Source organism: Brevibacillus fortis (assembly GCF_046196545.1).
Classification (GTDB): domain Bacteria; phylum Bacillota; class Bacilli; order Brevibacillales; family Brevibacillaceae; genus Brevibacillus; species Brevibacillus fortis_A.
In genome coordinates, this window is the sequence record NZ_CP176370.1 from 2,174,973 (window position 1) to 2,190,437 (window position 15,465).

15 protein-coding genes and 1 riboswitch are annotated in these 15,465 nt (G+C 47.9%); of the genes, 13 read left to right on the top strand and 2 right to left on the bottom strand.

Annotation, left to right across the window (positions count from 1 at the left end; translation table 11 throughout):
* The first annotated feature begins 1 nt into the window (after window position 1).
* The 3 genes from ACKKE8_RS11275 (at window position 2) to holA (ending at window position 2,677) form a co-directional block, all read left to right on the top strand.
* Complete coding sequence (locus ACKKE8_RS11275; protein ID WP_409178237.1) at window positions 2–547, top strand: RNA polymerase sigma factor; 546 nt, start codon at window positions 2–4, stop codon at window positions 545–547.
* Complete coding sequence (locus tag ACKKE8_RS11280; protein ID WP_409178238.1) at window positions 547–1,398, top strand: hypothetical protein; 852 nt, start codon at window positions 547–549, stop codon at window positions 1,396–1,398. Before ACKKE8_RS11275 ends, ACKKE8_RS11280 begins: the two co-directional genes overlap by 1 nt.
* Before the next feature lie 241 nt (window positions 1,399–1,639).
* Entirely contained in the window at window positions 1,640–2,677 is a 1,038-nt protein-coding gene (gene holA / locus ACKKE8_RS11285) for a DNA polymerase III subunit delta (protein ID WP_409178239.1), read from the top strand.
* Window positions 2,678–2,739: 62 nt separating this feature from the next.
* Here the strand turns inward: holA and rpsT are convergent, their stop codons facing one another.
* Complete coding sequence (gene rpsT, locus ACKKE8_RS11290; RefSeq protein WP_409178240.1) at window positions 2,740–3,015, bottom strand: 30S ribosomal protein S20; 276 nt, start codon at window positions 3,013–3,015, stop codon at window positions 2,740–2,742.
* 178 nt (window positions 3,016–3,193) lie between these two features.
* Here rpsT and gpr point away from each other — a divergent pair, with 178 nt between their 5' ends.
* The 8 genes from gpr to ACKKE8_RS11330 all read left to right on the top strand — a co-directional run bounded on the left by gpr (window position 3,194) and on the right by ACKKE8_RS11330 (window position 12,008).
* Window positions 3,194–4,294, top strand: a complete 1,101-nt coding sequence (gpr, locus tag ACKKE8_RS11295; protein ID WP_409178241.1) for a GPR endopeptidase — start codon at window positions 3,194–3,196, stop codon at window positions 4,292–4,294.
* Window positions 4,295–4,434: 140 nt separating this feature from the next.
* Window positions 4,435–5,613 carry a stage II sporulation protein P gene (gene spoIIP, locus ACKKE8_RS11300; RefSeq protein ID WP_409178242.1) on the top strand — a complete coding sequence of 393 codons (1,179 nt, stop codon included), beginning with the start codon at window positions 4,435–4,437 and terminating at the stop codon, window positions 5,611–5,613.
* Between the two features lie 5 nt (window positions 5,614–5,618).
* Window positions 5,619–5,927 (top strand): YqxA family protein, encoded by a 309-nt coding sequence (locus ACKKE8_RS11305; protein ID WP_007727739.1) that lies wholly within the window; start codon window positions 5,619–5,621, stop codon window positions 5,925–5,927.
* Window positions 5,928–6,240: 313 nt separating this feature from the next.
* Entirely contained in the window at window positions 6,241–7,209 is a 969-nt protein-coding gene (locus tag ACKKE8_RS11310) for an ABC transporter ATP-binding protein (protein WP_174225797.1), read from the top strand.
* Between the two features lie 18 nt (window positions 7,210–7,227).
* Window positions 7,228–8,199, top strand: a complete 972-nt coding sequence (locus ACKKE8_RS11315; protein ID WP_409178243.1) for an ABC transporter ATP-binding protein — start codon at window positions 7,228–7,230, stop codon at window positions 8,197–8,199.
* 128 nt (window positions 8,200–8,327) lie between these two features.
* Window positions 8,328–9,983, top strand: coding sequence for an ABC transporter substrate-binding protein (locus tag ACKKE8_RS11320; protein WP_409178244.1), 1,656 nt, complete (start codon window positions 8,328–8,330; stop codon window positions 9,981–9,983).
* A 92-nt stretch (window positions 9,984–10,075) separates the two neighbouring features.
* Window positions 10,076–11,086, top strand: coding sequence for an ABC transporter permease (locus ACKKE8_RS11325; protein ID WP_409178245.1), 1,011 nt, complete (start codon window positions 10,076–10,078; stop codon window positions 11,084–11,086).
* 16 nt (window positions 11,087–11,102) lie between these two features.
* Window positions 11,103–12,008, top strand: a complete 906-nt coding sequence (locus ACKKE8_RS11330) for an ABC transporter permease (protein ID WP_106656650.1) — start codon at window positions 11,103–11,105, stop codon at window positions 12,006–12,008.
* Window positions 12,009–12,066: 58 nt separating this feature from the next.
* On the opposite strand, the gene ACKKE8_RS11335 is transcribed toward ACKKE8_RS11330, so the two are convergent.
* On the bottom strand, window positions 12,067–12,837 hold the full coding sequence (locus ACKKE8_RS11335; RefSeq protein ID WP_409179101.1) for an alpha/beta fold hydrolase: 771 nt from the start codon (window positions 12,835–12,837) through the stop codon (window positions 12,067–12,069).
* Between the two features lie 124 nt (window positions 12,838–12,961).
* Between ACKKE8_RS11335 and ACKKE8_RS11340 the strand changes: the two genes are divergently transcribed.
* Together ACKKE8_RS11340 and ACKKE8_RS11345 are read left to right on the top strand one after the other, a co-directional pair.
* Window positions 12,962–14,053 carry a M24 family metallopeptidase gene (locus ACKKE8_RS11340; protein ID WP_409179102.1) on the top strand — a complete coding sequence of 364 codons (1,092 nt, stop codon included), beginning with the start codon at window positions 12,962–12,964 and terminating at the stop codon, window positions 14,051–14,053.
* Between the two features lie 16 nt (window positions 14,054–14,069).
* A riboswitch (cobalamin riboswitch) is annotated at window positions 14,070–14,270 on the top strand.
* Between the two features lie 167 nt (window positions 14,271–14,437).
* Window positions 14,438–15,457: an ABC transporter substrate-binding protein gene (locus ACKKE8_RS11345; protein WP_409178246.1), complete on the top strand. Its 1,020-nt coding sequence runs from the start codon at window positions 14,438–14,440 to the stop codon at window positions 15,455–15,457.
* Window positions 15,458–15,465: the final 8 nt, after the last annotated feature.

A 15,465-nucleotide genomic window follows, 5' to 3' on the forward strand; every position in this document is an offset into this window, starting at 1 on the left:
TATGCATGAAGCAGAGTTGATCAGGATGGCGCAATCCGGGGATCATGACGCGCTAGTCGAACTGCTTCGATCTATTGAGACCTCCGTTTACCGTAGCGCTTATTACATTCTAGGGAACGAACAAGATGCGCTTGATGCCTCCCAGGAAGTCCTCATTCGAATTTATCGAAAATTGGACACCTATCAGGAAAAAGCAAAGTTCTCTACCTGGGTACAACGCATTGTCAGCAACGTCTGTATGGATAAATTTCGCGCGAAGAAGGAAACGGTCTCAATTGACGAGCACGAGTTGATCATTCCTGATCGTAACAACGTAGAAGAAGAAATCCTTCTCACCGGGCTGTCGAATGACATCCAGGATGCCATCGGAAGATTGCCAAAGCAATACCGGATGGTTGTAGTACTCCGCTATCTAGAGGATTTGTCCTATCAAGAAATAGCGGAGGTACTAGATTTGCCGCTTAACACGGTAAAGTCGTATTTATTTCGGGCTAGGCAACAGTTACAGGAGCTGTTGTACGACTACCAGAAAGGGGGGATCGGTTGATGACCAACGAAGAGATTTTTGAACTCATGCAGCGGGATCTGGATGGAGATCTGTTGGAGTCAGAGCAGCAATTGCTCCATCGTTTGATTCAGAAAGATGCTAAACTGCAGCTCATGTACAACCGTTTGAAAGATGTGTCACAACAATTAGAACATCTGCCCCCTGTCGTACCTCCGTTCAGCATCGTAGATTCTATCCTGCCTAAGCTGGAGTTAGCCGCTGCAAAGCCTGCTGCGGTGAAATCTACGATGAACGAGGAAATCCTGCCCACTCTGGAAGTTAAGCGCGAGTCGTCTTCACTGCCGGAAACAAAAAAGTGGAAGCGGATGAAAGTGTGGATGGCCAGTCTTGGTAGTACGGCCGTCGCTGCTAGCTTATTGGTTGGCATGCTGTTCTCGGGCGGTGATGGTAAAAAGCATGAAGTCGATTCGTTCCAGAACGGAACGGACATGACGCCAGCGGTCGTGGAACAACCCAAAATTCCAGCCAATCCTACTCCTCCAAGCAATAATCCAATATCATCGAATCTAAAAGAGGAAGAGGACAAGACAAAAAAGTCTACTGGAGCGTCTACTCAGACGAAGAGTAAAAAGCCACCGGCAAAGAACGTTCAAAAGCAAACACCGCCACCGAAGAAAACGAATACGACACCGCCACCAAAGAAAGCTGTACCTCCAACGCCAGTAATGACAGAGGATCAACCAACGGGATGGCCGATCGGACTGGACGAGAATCCGGACAGAGAAGACAAAGAACCTGCTAATGACGATAAGGACGACGGCGGGGACAAGCAAGAGGAGAAAGACAAGGGGAAAAATAAAGAGAAGAAAAAAGATAAAGATAATGACTAACTTTTTTCCGCGTATGGACCGGCACCGCTTGCGGGGATTTTGCGTATAGTACATTATCAAGCACCCCCTGCTTACCGTTTGGGGAGGAGGAATCCCGGGGCTTTTCCCTAAACGTTTACATAGAGGTGCCAACGGATGAAAAAACCGCTACCGATTCACTGGTGGCGGTTTTTTTTCGCTTTGCGCTGAGCAACATGTGCTATAATAACGCAGGTAAGAAGAAGGAAAGGGGAGAAAACGTATGCCACTCCTATCGGCTATTCGCGAAATACGGCAAAAACAATTCTCGCCGATCTACGTTTTATACGGTCCGGAGTCTTTTCTGGCCGAAGATTTTTTGGCGTTGGCTCGTAAAGAAATGATTGATCCAGAATTTATGGATTTGAATATGAGTGTGTATGATTGTACAGAAACAGGATTGAGTGAAATTCTGCAGGATGCGGAAACCTTGCCGTTTATGGGCGAGCATCGATTGGTGATTGCCAGACAAGCCTACTTTCTAACAGGAAGTAAGCCTTCGACGAAGGTAGAAAGCGACCCGGATGCTCTGCTCGATTATTTGCAAAATCCGCCCCCCTACACCACGCTTATTCTACATACAGAAGCGGACAAGCTCGATGAACGAAAAAAGCTGGTCAAGACGCTGCAGCAAAAGGCGAAAGTGATCTCTTTTCCGTTGCTAAAAGACGGAGATTTGTACGGCTGGATAGAGCGGCAAGTGGGTAAATACGAGGCGAAAATCGATCGTCAGCAAACCATGAAGCTTGTGGAGCGAGTGGGAGCCGAGCTGCGTCTTCTGGACAAGGAAATCGAAAAGATGGCTCTGTTTGTCGGGGTGGGTGAAAGCATCACGGACGACGTCATCGAGCTGCTCGGAGCACGTACGCTGGAGCAGGATGTATTCGCGCTGATTGAACAGGTCGCTTCGGGGAGGTTGGACAAGGCACTCAGGATGATGTACGACTGTATGAAAACAGGAGAGGAGCCGATCAAGCTGCTGGCTCTCTTGGCGAGGCAGTTCCGCATGCTGCTGCATGTCAAGCAATTGGCTCCGCGTGGTTATTCGCAGCAACAGATGGCAGGCATGATAAAAATGCATCCTTATGCGGTGAAAAAAGCAATAGAGCAAGCGCGTCATTTTTCTGAGGAGTCATTGAAAAAACTGTTGGGCATTCTAGCAGAAGAAGATTTTCGGATGAAGTCAGGGCAGGTGGACAAGCGTCTCGCCCTCGAATTATTCATTGCACGTGCGCATGACGAACGAACAAAACGGTCGTGACATTTTTTACAGTAAAAAACCCCTAGAACAAGATGTTCACGGGGTTTTTTGCGCTTGGTCTCTTACGCTACAGGAGCGCTCAGAACGTTAAGCTTTTTCATCAAACGAGACTTTTGACGGTTTGCTGCGTTTTTATGAATGAGACCTTTCGAAGCGGCCTTGTCCAGCTTTTTCACAGCCACCAGAAGAGTAGATTTCGCCAATACTACATCGGAAGCAGCGACAGCTTTCTCAAAGCTCTTGATGGAAGTACGCAGATCAGACTTTTGAGAAGCACGGTGTGCGCGACGCTTTTCGATTGTTTTGGTGCGTTTAATCGCGGATTTAATGTTTGGCATGTGTGTCACCTCCTTAATACGACCATAGACATACAGTCATACAACAAAGTAATTCTAGCATGGGGCGAACCCATTTGCAAGAAAGGATTAGGAATAAAAATGAAGGATTCAAGCAAGCTAGTAGCAGGAACAAAATGGTCAGTACTTTTTTCACTTCGGATCAAAGGAGCTGATGAACATGGCACATAACATTGATTTGTCTGGTTATTCCATTCGTACGGATCTTGCCTTGGAGGCCCACGAGCTGGCCCAGCAGCAAAACCAGAGTGATATTGAGGGCATTTGGCTGCAAGCTGACGACAGCGAGCCCAATGTGAAAGTAACGAGATTACATGTGGAAACAGAGGAAGCGGGGAAGGAAATCGGCAAGCTCCCGGGGCATTACCTTACGATTGAAGTGCCTAAGCTGCGGGATAATGATACATCGATCGAAGAGCAGGTGGCCAAGCGATTCTCCGTCGAATTTGCGATGTTTCTTAAACAGCTGGGAATCACCGAGGACAAAAAGGCTCTCGTCGTTGGTCTCGGCAACTGGAATGTGACCCCGGATGCGCTGGGACCGATGGTTGTGGAAAATTTGTTGATTACACGCCATCTGTATACGCTGGCGCCTGAAACCGTTGGAGAAGGGTATCGGGAAGTCAGTGCGCTATCACCGGGTGTCCTTGGGATTACGGGTATCGAAACGAGTGAGATTATTTTTGGCGTCGTGGAAAAAAGCAAACCCGATTTTGTCATCTGTATCGATGCTCTTGCGTCCCGCGCTTTGCACCGGGTCAACACGACGATTCAAATATCGGATACAGGGATTCATCCTGGATCAGGGGTTGGAAACAAGCGCAAAGCGATTGATCAGGCGACACTGGGTGTGCCTGTGATTGCGATAGGAGTCCCTACGGTCGTTTTTGCCTCCACGATTGTAAATGATGCGATTACGTACTTGCTGGGGCATTTTGGACAATCGATGGTGGAGAGCAAGCGGGCGTTTAACAAGCTGGCATTGAGTACGCTGCCGGAGCGTAAAGAACCGTATACGGAAGAGGATTTGCCAGACTTGGAATCCCGCAAGACATTCATGGGATTGGTAGGTTCACTGCCGGAAGAAGAGAAACGGCAACTAATTCATGAGGTCCTTCGACCGCTGGGACAGGATCTGGTCGTCACTCCAAAAGAAGTGGACGATTTTATTGAAGGCGTGGCGAATGTGATCGCAACAGGTCTGAATCGTTCTTTGCACAGTGCGGTGAATGAAGAGAATAGCGGCTCGTATACCCACTAAGTCATGAAAAGCTAGAGTGAGAGAGAAAAGCTAGAAAAGGGTTCTATCGTCTCTATGAGCCTCATAAGCTAAAGCATAGACAAGCGCGAGGGGAAGTTCTCCCGACGTGCAACCATGCTACAGCTAGAGGAGTGAGACAGATGGCGACCCTCATTCAACGCCAATTCGTTGTTCTTTCCTTTATAACCGCCTTTCTGTTTGTCATGACAGGGGTACTTTCGCTCGGCGGGAACCGAATCGCGATTTCTTCCTCCGCCATTCAACAGGCTGCTTCTCATGTTTCCAGTCTGGCTATTTTGGGGTGGATGGGGCAGGAAATTCCGGTTTTGTCCGAAACGGTGCAAGCGCAGGCTGATGATCGCACGAATAGCGTTACGGGTTTTCTCTTTCGCTTGGCAACCAATATACAGCCAGGAGACTTGCGCAGCTTGCTAGGCAGGGAGCTTCCAGGGATGGTGACCACAGAGGATGCCAGGTTTGTCGTTCAGGGAAAAGGAGCTTCTCTCGCAGATTTTTATTTGGAGTATCCCGCCCATCCGAGACAGGTAGCAGATAACTCGCAAGTAGTTCCGATCGTAGAGCCAAAGCCGGACAATACCAAGAAGTCGGGCGAAACCAAGCCAGCTCCTGTGCCCAATTCCATCACAGACGGCAAAAAAATCGTCTACGTCTACAACTCGCACAATCGGGAATCGTGGTTTAGTGAGACGAAACCAGTGGGAACCTCCGTCGACCATCCTACGAGAAATATATCGTTAATCAGCAAGCATTTATCAGAAGCGTTGAATGACAGAGGCATTGGTTCGGATGTGAGCACAGACGACATCTATCAGCAGCTGTTGAACAAAAAAATGCATTACTCCTTCTCCTATGCGGAATCTTTGCAAGTGGTCAAATCGGCAACGGAGAAAAACAAGGAACTGTACTACTTTTTCGATCTGCACCGAGACACAGCGCCACGAGAGCGTACGACGGTCACGATCAAGGGAAAAACGTATGGAAGAATATTGTTCGTCATCGGAAAAAGAAACAAAAGCTACGAGAAAAACGAGGCATTTGCAACGGAGCTTCATGAGTTGATGGAAAAAATGTACCCAGAGCTTTCACGTGGCGTGATGGAAAAAGGCGCAAAAACGGATCATGGCGAGTATAATCAGTCCCTCTCCCCGGGAAGTCTGTTAATAGAAATAGGTGGTACGGAAAACAGCGTGCAGGAAAGCATGAATACGGCAGAAGCATTGGCTGATGTTTTCGCAGCCTATTATCAGCAAGCTGAAAAAGTAGGCAAAACAGTTTCTGACGAGCCTGCAAAGAGGTGACGGGCATGAACGTGACGATGAAGCTGACTGGACTGTTAATCATCTTGCTGGTCGGGGTAGTTTTGGGATTGCAAACGGCTGAGCGTGGAATATCCAAGGTGAGTGGAGTGCCTGAGGGGCAGGCGCAAACCTTTTCCATCAAAAAAGTGGATCAAGGGCAAGTGGAGATCGCGGTAATGGGCAAGCAGGTTCAGACCGCCAACCCGAAGGAAATGGTCAACTACGTCAGTCGGATCGGTTTGACTTTGGGTGGAAGCATTAAAAGTGGAGCGCAGAGTTTTGTCGATTGGGTTGGGAGTTTTTTTGAACCGTGAAAATGGTTTATGCGCAAAAAGAAGGAGTGCAGAAAGCCCCAGTGACAAAAGACCCGTACAGGCGGGTCTTTTGCATGCGACCACAGATGCTGCATTCGATCGGCTTAAACAGTGCAAGTAAGGCCACATCAACAATGAAAGGGCTATCATAAAATTCTTTTACATAATTTTTAAACGCGAGCCAAATATTCTTTTTAATCAGTAAAGAGGTAATAGTTTGAATTTATTGTGTTGCGAAAAAATTGAATAAATGTCATAATGTCTATTGATAGGTCTATTTTGGAAGTATATATCGGTGAGAGAGGTGAGCCACGTGTCACATCCTGTCCTACAAATCGAAAACCTGCAAACGCACTTTTTCACGGACCGCGGCCAAATCCCTGCCGTTGATGGCGTGACGATCACGGTACAAAAAGGAGAAGTAGTCGGTATCGTAGGCGAATCCGGCTGCGGAAAGAGCGTTACCTCCCTTTCCGTTATGAAGCTAGTACCCAATCCCCCAGGGAGAATCGTGGGAGGCTCGATTAAATTTAAGGGGGAGGACCTCGTATCTGTCGACGAAAAGCGAATGAGAGACATCCGTGGAAATGAAATTGCGATGATCTTTCAGGAGCCGATGACGTCGTTAAATCCAGTGTTTACGATTGGAGACCAGATAGGAGAATCAGTCCGATTACATACGAAGGCGAGCAAAAAGGGCGCAAGAGCACGTGCCATTGAGATGTTGAAAAAAGTCGGGATTCCTCGAGCGGAAGCCATCGTCGATGAATACCCGCACCAGCTTTCAGGGGGCATGCGGCAGCGTGTCATGATTGCGATGGCAATGGCTTGCAATCCAGAGCTTTTGATTGCAGACGAGCCTACTACCGCGCTCGACGTGACGATTCAAGCGCAGATTTTGGACCTGATGCGCCAACTAAACCGGGAAGCAGACACAGCAATTCTCCTCATTACCCACGATCTTGGGGTCGTTGCGGAAATGTGTCACCGCGTCGTGGTGATGTACGCAGGAAACGTGATTGAACAAGGCGATGTTCGTACGATCTTAAAAAATCCGAAGCATCCTTATACGATCGGCTTGTTGAATTCGTTGCCGAAGCTGGAAGGATCACAGGAGCGTCTCTATTCGATTCCAGGCAACGTCCCGATTCCGGGTTCGCTTACTGTCGGATGCCGTTTTGCACCTAGATGCGATAAAGTATCAGACCGATGCCGCAGTGAGATGCCAGAATTAAAAGTGGTAGGGGACAATCACCTTTCCCGCTGCTGGCTGACCGAATAACCCGAGAGGAGCATGCAGGTGGCAGAAGATCTTCTTGTCGTAAAAAATTTGAAAAAATACTACCCTATCACAGGCGGTGTTCTTGGAGGGGAAGTAGGTGTAGTAAAGGCGGTAGATGATGTATCGTTTACCGTTAAGAGTGGAGAAACATTGGGGCTGGTAGGTGAGAGCGGCTGTGGAAAGTCCACGACGGGACGTTCCTTGCTGCGGCTGATTGAACCGACCTCGGGTGAAATCAACTTTGACGGGACCGATGTCATGTCGCTTTCCACAGATGCGATGAGAAAGATGCGACGCGACATGCAAATTGTCTTTCAGGACCCGTTTGCTTCACTCAATCCTAGACATAATATTGAGAAGATTTTGGAAGAGCCTTTGATTGTACATGGTCTGGGTTCTTCGGCAGAGCGAAAAAAGCGCGTGCAGGAAATGCTGGAGATCGTTGGTCTGAGCAGCTATCACGCGAGCCGCTATCCGCATCAATTTAGCGGAGGACAGAGGCAACGGATCGGCATTGCGAGAGCGCTGATGCTCAAGCCCAAATTGATCGTTGCGGATGAGCCTGTGTCTGCACTGGACGTGTCCATCCAGTCGCAGGTGCTCAATCTCATGCAGGATTTGCAACGCGAATTCGGCCTTACATACTTGTTCATTGCCCATGATTTGAGTGTAGTGCGTCACATCAGTGATCGGGTAGGTGTGATGTACCTTGGCAGAATTGTCGAGCTGACGACGAGTAGCCAATTGTATTCCAATCCGCTTCATCCGTATACGAAAGCACTACTGTCGGCGGTACCTTCGCCAGACCCTGATGCCGTACGTGAAAGAGTCATCCTCCAGGGAGATGTGCCGAGCCCTGCCAAACCTCCAAGTGGTTGTACATTCCATACGAGGTGTCCCCATGTGACAGAGGAGTGTCGTACTGTGCGACCAGAATTTGCGGACGCAGGCGACGGTCACTTTGTTGCTTGTCACTTATACAAGTCCTAATCGACAAAAGGGAGTCTGCCTGCCGAATAGGAAGTCTTGTAAAGGGGGGATGCAAAGCAATAGGTATTGTATCGACCATCTACCAAAAAGGAACATGCGACCATTATTAGAAAAAGGGGGATGTTTTCATGAAGAAGAGAGTTCTCTCCGCAACCATGACCAGCCTAGTGGCGCTGGCTATGCTGATTGCTGGATGCTCTAGCACTCCAACCACAAAAGCGCCGGCAGAACAACCAAAGACAGAAACTCCGGCACCTGCAACTGAGCCTGCAAAAACTGGACCGAAGCAATTAATCGTCGGTCGCGGTGCAGACACAAAGGGGCTTGACCCAATTACCCAAACAGATGGTGAGACATTCAAAGTAACAGAGAACATCATGGATACTTTGGTCGGTTTCGCTGACGGCTCAACAGAGCTCGCTCCATCGTTGGCTGACAAGTGGGAAGTATCTCCTGATGGTCTTGTTTATACGCTGACACTGAAATCTGGCGTGAAGTTCCACGACGGTACGGATTTCAATGCAGAAGCGGTCAAATACAACTTTGAGCGCTGGAGCGACAAGAGCCATCCACAGCATTCGCCAGAGGGCTTCGAGTATTACATTAGCCAGTTTGGCGGTTACAAAGGCGATGCGAATCACGTAATCAAATCCGTGGAAGCAGTAGATCCAACGACTGTAAAATTCACACTGACTCGTCCACTCGCTCCATTCCTTGCTAACCTGGCCATGTCTCCTTTTGCAATCGGTTCGCCTGAAGCATTGAAAAAGGATGTTAAAAAGTTCAATGAGCACCCAATTGGTACAGGACCATTCAAATTCGTTGAGTGGAAGCGCAACGACACCATCACTCTCGAGAAAAACCCAGATTACTGGAACAAAGGCTTCCCGAAATTGGATAAATTGGTATTCAAGGTCATTCCAGAAAATACAGCGCGTCTGACTGCTTTGGCATCAGGTGAGATCGATTTGATGGATGGTCTCAACACAGATGATATCCCAGCAGTAAAAGACAATAAAGACCTGCAACTATTCCTCCGTCCTACCAATAACATTGGATACATCGGCTTTAACGTAGAGAAGAAGCCACTCGACAATCCAAAAGTTCGTGAAGCTATTGCTTATGCAATTAACAAACCTGAAATCGTAACGGCCTTCTTCGATGGCGTTGGAGAACCAGCGGTCAACCCAATGCCAAAAACCATGTGGGGACATAACAACGACATTAAAGATCGTGAGTTCAACCTCGATAAAGCAAAACAATTGCTGGCAGAAGCAGGACATCCAAACGGTTTCAAAATCAAGTTCTGGGCAATGCCAGTACCGCGTCCATACATGCCTGAAGGTGTGAAGATTGCAGAGGCAATCCAGCAAGACCTGAAGAAAATCGGGGTTGATGCTGAGATCGTGACGATGGAATGGGCAACGTATTTGGAAAAAACTCGCTTGGGTGAGCAAGAAATGTTCATGCTTGGTTGGACAGGTGACAATGGCGACCCTGACAACTTCCTGGCTGTGTTGCTCGACAAAAACAGCATCGGCAGCAACAACTATACACGCTGGGCAAACGAAGAAGCTTCTCAATTGATGATGAAAGCTCAGTCCACTCCAGCGCAAGCTGAGCGTGAAAAACTGTACAAACAAGTACAAGAGATCATCTTCAAAGACGTGCCAATGGTTCCGCTGGCACACTCTACACCAGCCTTGGCAGGAAAAGCGAATATCGTAGATTACAACCCGCATCCAAAAGGGTCTGAAAGTTTGGAAAAGGTAGATTTCAAGTAAGCTGATTCATAGTAAAAGGGTAAGAGGAGTGCATACCTCTTCTTACCCTCCTTTTATTATGTAGCGATTATTTTATGCAGGAAGGCGAGGAGATGGCATTGCTAGCTTACAGCATTCGAAGAATATTAATGCTCATTCCTGTCTTAGTGGGCATGTCAATCATCGTTTTTTCCATTATTCGTGCCATCCCTGGTGATCCGGCTTTGACGATTTTGGGAGAAAAGGCAACACCACAAGCGATTGCAGACATACGAGAAGCATTGGGATTGAATAATCCGTGGTACATACAGTATTTCGATTATATGAAAGATATTTTGAGCGGAAATCTTGGAGAATCATTGCAAACGAATGCGCCGATTTCGGATGAAATGATGCCTTATTTGGCGGCGACGGCTGAACTTACGATTGTGAGTATGCTGATTGCGGTGTTTATTGGGGTAAATGCAGGGATTCTTTCTGCGTGGAAACAAAACTCCTGGTTTGACTACTGTGCGATGTTGATCGCTTTGGTTGGTGTATCCATGCCAATTTTTTGGCTAGGTTTGATGGAGCAGTGGGTGTTTGCCCAAGAACTGAAATGGCTGCCATCAGTTGGTCGCGACGATTCGCGTAATCCCGTAGAGGCCATTACGCACTTTTATATACTGGATACGATGATCGCTGGAAGTTGGGATCAGCTGTGGGAAGTCATTAAGCATTTGATCCTGCCAGGAATCGCGTTAGGTACGATACCGATGGCGATCATTGCGCGCATTACTCGTTCGAGCATGCTGGAAGTTATGCGTGCCGACTATGTCAGAACCGCTCGTGCAAAAGGGCTGGCACAGTTTTGGGTCGTGTACAAGCATGCGCTGAAAAATGCGATGATCCCTGTCTTGACGGTAATTGGTTTGCAAACAGGGTTGCTGTTGGGTGGAGCCGTTTTGACAGAAACGATCTTCGGATGGCCAGGTGTCGGTCGTTATATTGTGACCGCCATTGGAAACCGTGACTATCCGGTAATCCAATCCGGTATCCTTGTGATCGCGACGATTTTTGTCCTGATCAATCTCTTGGTCGACCTTCTGTACGCCTATATCGATCCACGCATCAAATATCGCTAAGGAGGGACGAAGAGACATGGCACAACCACAATTACAACCCCAAGATCAGGTAGTACCTTTAAAAGTGAAGCAAGAAGAAGTCGTCTCTCCTTGGAAGGATGCATGGAGGACGCTACGAAAAAATAAGCTGGCGCTGGTGGGTTTTGGGATTATTTTGTTTTTCATTGTTGTGGCTGTTTTAGCTCCATGGATTGCTCCGTATCCGTACGACGAAGGCAAGCTCGTGATGAAAAACAAGCCACCTTCCGAAGAGCATTGGTTTGGAACAGATTACAATGGTCGCGATGTATTTAGTCGCGTTATTTATGGGGCACAAATCTCTTTGTGGGTAGGGACGTTCTCTGTCATTGGCTCCGTTCTCGCTGGGACTTTACTCGGTCTTTTGGCAGGATACTATGGCAGATGGATCGATACGATCATTTCGCGTCTCTTTGATATTATGCTTGCCTTTCCAAGTATTTTGTTGGCAATCGCTGTCGTTGCCATCTTGGGTCCTTCTTTGCAAAACGCCTTGATTGCGATTGCGATTATTAACATTCCGACCTTTGGACGCTTGGTACGGGCCCGTGTGTTGAGCTTGAAGGAAGAAGAATTCGTCATGGCCGCACGGGCAATCGGGATGAAAAATTCCCGGATTATCATGCAGCATATTTTGCCGAACAGCCTCGCACCAATCATTGTGACCGGGACGATGGGGATCGCAACAGCGATTATCGAAGCAGCTGCACTTGGCTTTCTCGGATTGGGCGCACAAGCGCCAGAACCAGAATGGGGAAAAATGCTTGCTGATTCACGTCAGTACATTCAGAAAGCACCATGGACTGTTATTTTTCCGGGGCTCTCTATCATGCTGACAGTGCTCGGCTTTAACTTAATTGGGGACGGCTTGCGCGATGCACTCGACCCGCGGATGAAGAGCTAGTCAAACCGCAAAAAGACAGAAGGGGGCTATCAGTGTCCGTCCTTCTGTCTTTTTTTAGTTATCCTTCTTCGATGAAGGTGCGGCACAACTGATTGAAAGCAGGAGCAGCTTTTGTGATGATTTGATGCTTCACGTTAGGGATCATCTCGAGTTTTGCTCTTGGCAATTTCATAGTAAGCATCTGCGCATAATGGTGCATCCGTTGATCTTGTTCGCCATAGGCAAGTAAAATCGGAAGCTGGATGTTGCCCAGACGTGCCGTACATTGATAACGATGTCCGGCAGCGTAAAGGTATTTCAGGCTAGTGGGATCTGTTTTGGAGGCGTGCGACGTCCATTTTTCCCGCATTTCTGGGTCAGTGACATGTGAGGAAGCAATCGAACGGGCAAGAAGAGGAACTCCGTGAAGCATCGACATTGCCTGTGCCATCCAAAATCGTCCATGTAAATACAGGTCATTCACTTCGGAAAAGCCGCTCACGAGTATGATGCCCTTTGCATGATCAGGATATCGAAGACAATATTCAAGAGCGATAGAAGCACCTTGGGAGTACCCCAAGATAAAGGGACGCTCAATGCCGAGTGACGGGATCAGCTTATGGAGCTGTTCTGCCAGCTCCCCAATGGAATAAGGCTTCTCCAGCGGCGAACTGTCACCGTGTCCGGGCAAATCAGGGACAATGAGCTGATACGTATCCGCGAGTGTTTGCTGATAAACAAAATTAATAGAGCCGATGCATGGCGCATGGATACACAATAACGGCTGGCCTTTTCCCGATATGTGAAAAGCAAACTGCTTGCCATCCTGATGGACGAGTATTTGTTCCATTTTCGTTTTCACCCCACCCTTAGGTTGTCCGATCCGAAGCAGATTTTTCAATTGAACTCTTCTTTTTTTGATGGGGAAGTGGTATTCTCGCAATAGAATAATTGGTGAAAGCAGGGTGAAGAAGTTGTTTCAAGAGCGCATTTCGAAGCTCCACACGTTTTTGACAGAGCAAGAGCTGAACGCGGTGTTGATTACCTCCCCCAAGCACGTTTACTATTTGACCGGATTTTTTACAGACCCGCATGAACGTTTTATGGGTCTCGTTATTCCTGCTGAGGGAAAACCTTCTTTAATTGTACCTGCTCTTGATCGTGAGGCAGCGGCAGAGGCTTCATTCGTTCAAGATATCCATACACATACGGATATCCAAAACCCGTATGAAATTCTCAAGCAAGTGTTGCCAGCAAACTTGACGAAGCTCGGTATTGAGAAAAGTCATATGACTGTCGAGCGCTATGAAGCACTTGGACAAGTTGTTCTGGCGTCGAGCTATGTGGACGTGGAAGAGCCACTGCGTGAAATGCGTTTAATCAAATCCGCAGATGAAGTGGATCGTTTGAAGCACGCTGTTCAGTTGGTCGAGGATTCCTTGCAAGAGACGCTGAAAAAAGTCAAGGTAGGCATGACTGAGACAGAAATCGTAGCTGAGCTGGAATTCCAAATGAAGCGCTTGGGTGCGGAAGGTCCATCCTTTACGTCCATGGTATTGGCAGGGGAGAAATCGGCACTGCCACACGGGAAGCCAGGAACGCGCCAGGTGCAAGAAGGCGACTTGCTTTTGTTTGATATCGGGGTAGCAGCCAACGGATATGTATCTGATATTACTCGTACCTTTGCTGTAGGTGAGATCAGTGCCCAGCTTCAAGAAATTTACGAGACAGTATTGGCAGCCAACGAAGCGGCCATTGCTGAGATTCGTCCGGGTGTGACCTTTGCGCATTTGGATAAAACCGCGCGCGATGTCATTACCGCAAAAGGCTACGGAGAATACTTCATGCACCGTCTTGGGCATGGACTTGGGATGGATGTACATGAATATCCATCTGTTCACAGCCAGAACCAAGAAGTGCTTCGTCCAGGGATGGTCTTTACGATCGAGCCGGGCATCTATCTGCCAGGTGTAGGCGGAGTGCGAATTGAAGACGATGTATTGGTTACGGAAACCGGCGTTGAAATTCTCACGCAGTTCCCGAAAAAACTGACTTCTATCAACTAATGAATAAATCATAAAAATTGAATAAGTATCGAATGGTGCTGGATGGCATATGCCGTCAGCTTAAAAGGGAAGTCCGGTGAGAAACCGGCGCGGTCCCGCCACTGTAACGAGGAGCGCCTAGCGAATAGCCACTGTTTTTTGCGAGACAAAAAATGGGAAGGTAGCTGGGAGTGTTGATTCGTAAGCCAGGAGACCTGCCATGCGATCATATACAATCGACCCACGAGGATGGGGCAGATGTGGAAGCAGTCTATGAAAGGGCGCCTTGTGCCTGCTTATAGCTATATCTACGTTTGTCATGCACCTCCCGATTGAAATGGGGGGTGCTTTTTTGTGGAGGATTTGGTTCAACTCATCATTTCTATACAGAAAAGGGGATTACAGATGTTTAAGACAAACAAGCCACATACAGTAATGAAAGGACTAGCTTTCGGTATCATGACAGCTGCCATGCTTTTGGTTTCGGCATGCGGCTCCACTACGACAACACAGGCTCCAGCCAAAACAGAACAACCGGCTGCACCAACAGCAGAGAGCAAGCCTGTAACACTAACCAATAATGGTATCGAAATGACCTATCCAATAGCACCTGAGCGTGCCGTGACATTGAACCAACACGTCACCGAAATCATGCTGGCATTGGGCCTGGCTGATAAAATGGTCGGAACCGCTTACCTAGACGATGAAATCCTTCCAGAGTTAAAAGCAGATTACGACAAGGTTCCGGTACTGTCTGACAAGTATCCGACGAAAGAAGTGCTGCTGGCAGCGAACCCTGACTTCGTGTACGCCGGATGGAAAAGCGGATTCGGGGAAAAGGGGGTAGGATCGATGCAGGATTTGGAAAAAGTCGGCATCAAATCGTACCTGCAAGATTCGTCCAGCAAGCCTGGTCCAACGATCGATGATGTGTTCGCAGATATTACGAACATCGGACGCATTTTCCGTGTGGAAGACAAAGCCAATGAATTGATCAACAAAATGAAGAGTGAAATGGATCAAACGATCAGCAAAATCGGCAAGGTGGATGAGCCACTTAAAGTGTTCGTGTACGACAACGGGGAAGATAAACCATTCACAGCAGCCAACAACTACATGACGTCCTTAATCAAGACCGCTGGCGGCAAGAACATTTTCGATGACATTCAAAAGGGTTGGGCAGAGGTCAGTTGGGAACAAGTAGTGAGTCGCAATCCAGACGTGATTATGATCGTAGACTACGGTGATAGAACCGTCGAGCAAAAGCGCAATTTCCTTTTGACCAAAAAAGAATTGGCGGATATCCCGGCGATTAAAAATCAACGACTAATGGTATTGCCATTGTCTGCGGCTTCTGAAGGCGTTCGCGCACCGATTGCGCTAAAAATTTTGGCGGAAGGACTCTACCCGGATAAATTCAAATAGAGTTCGCC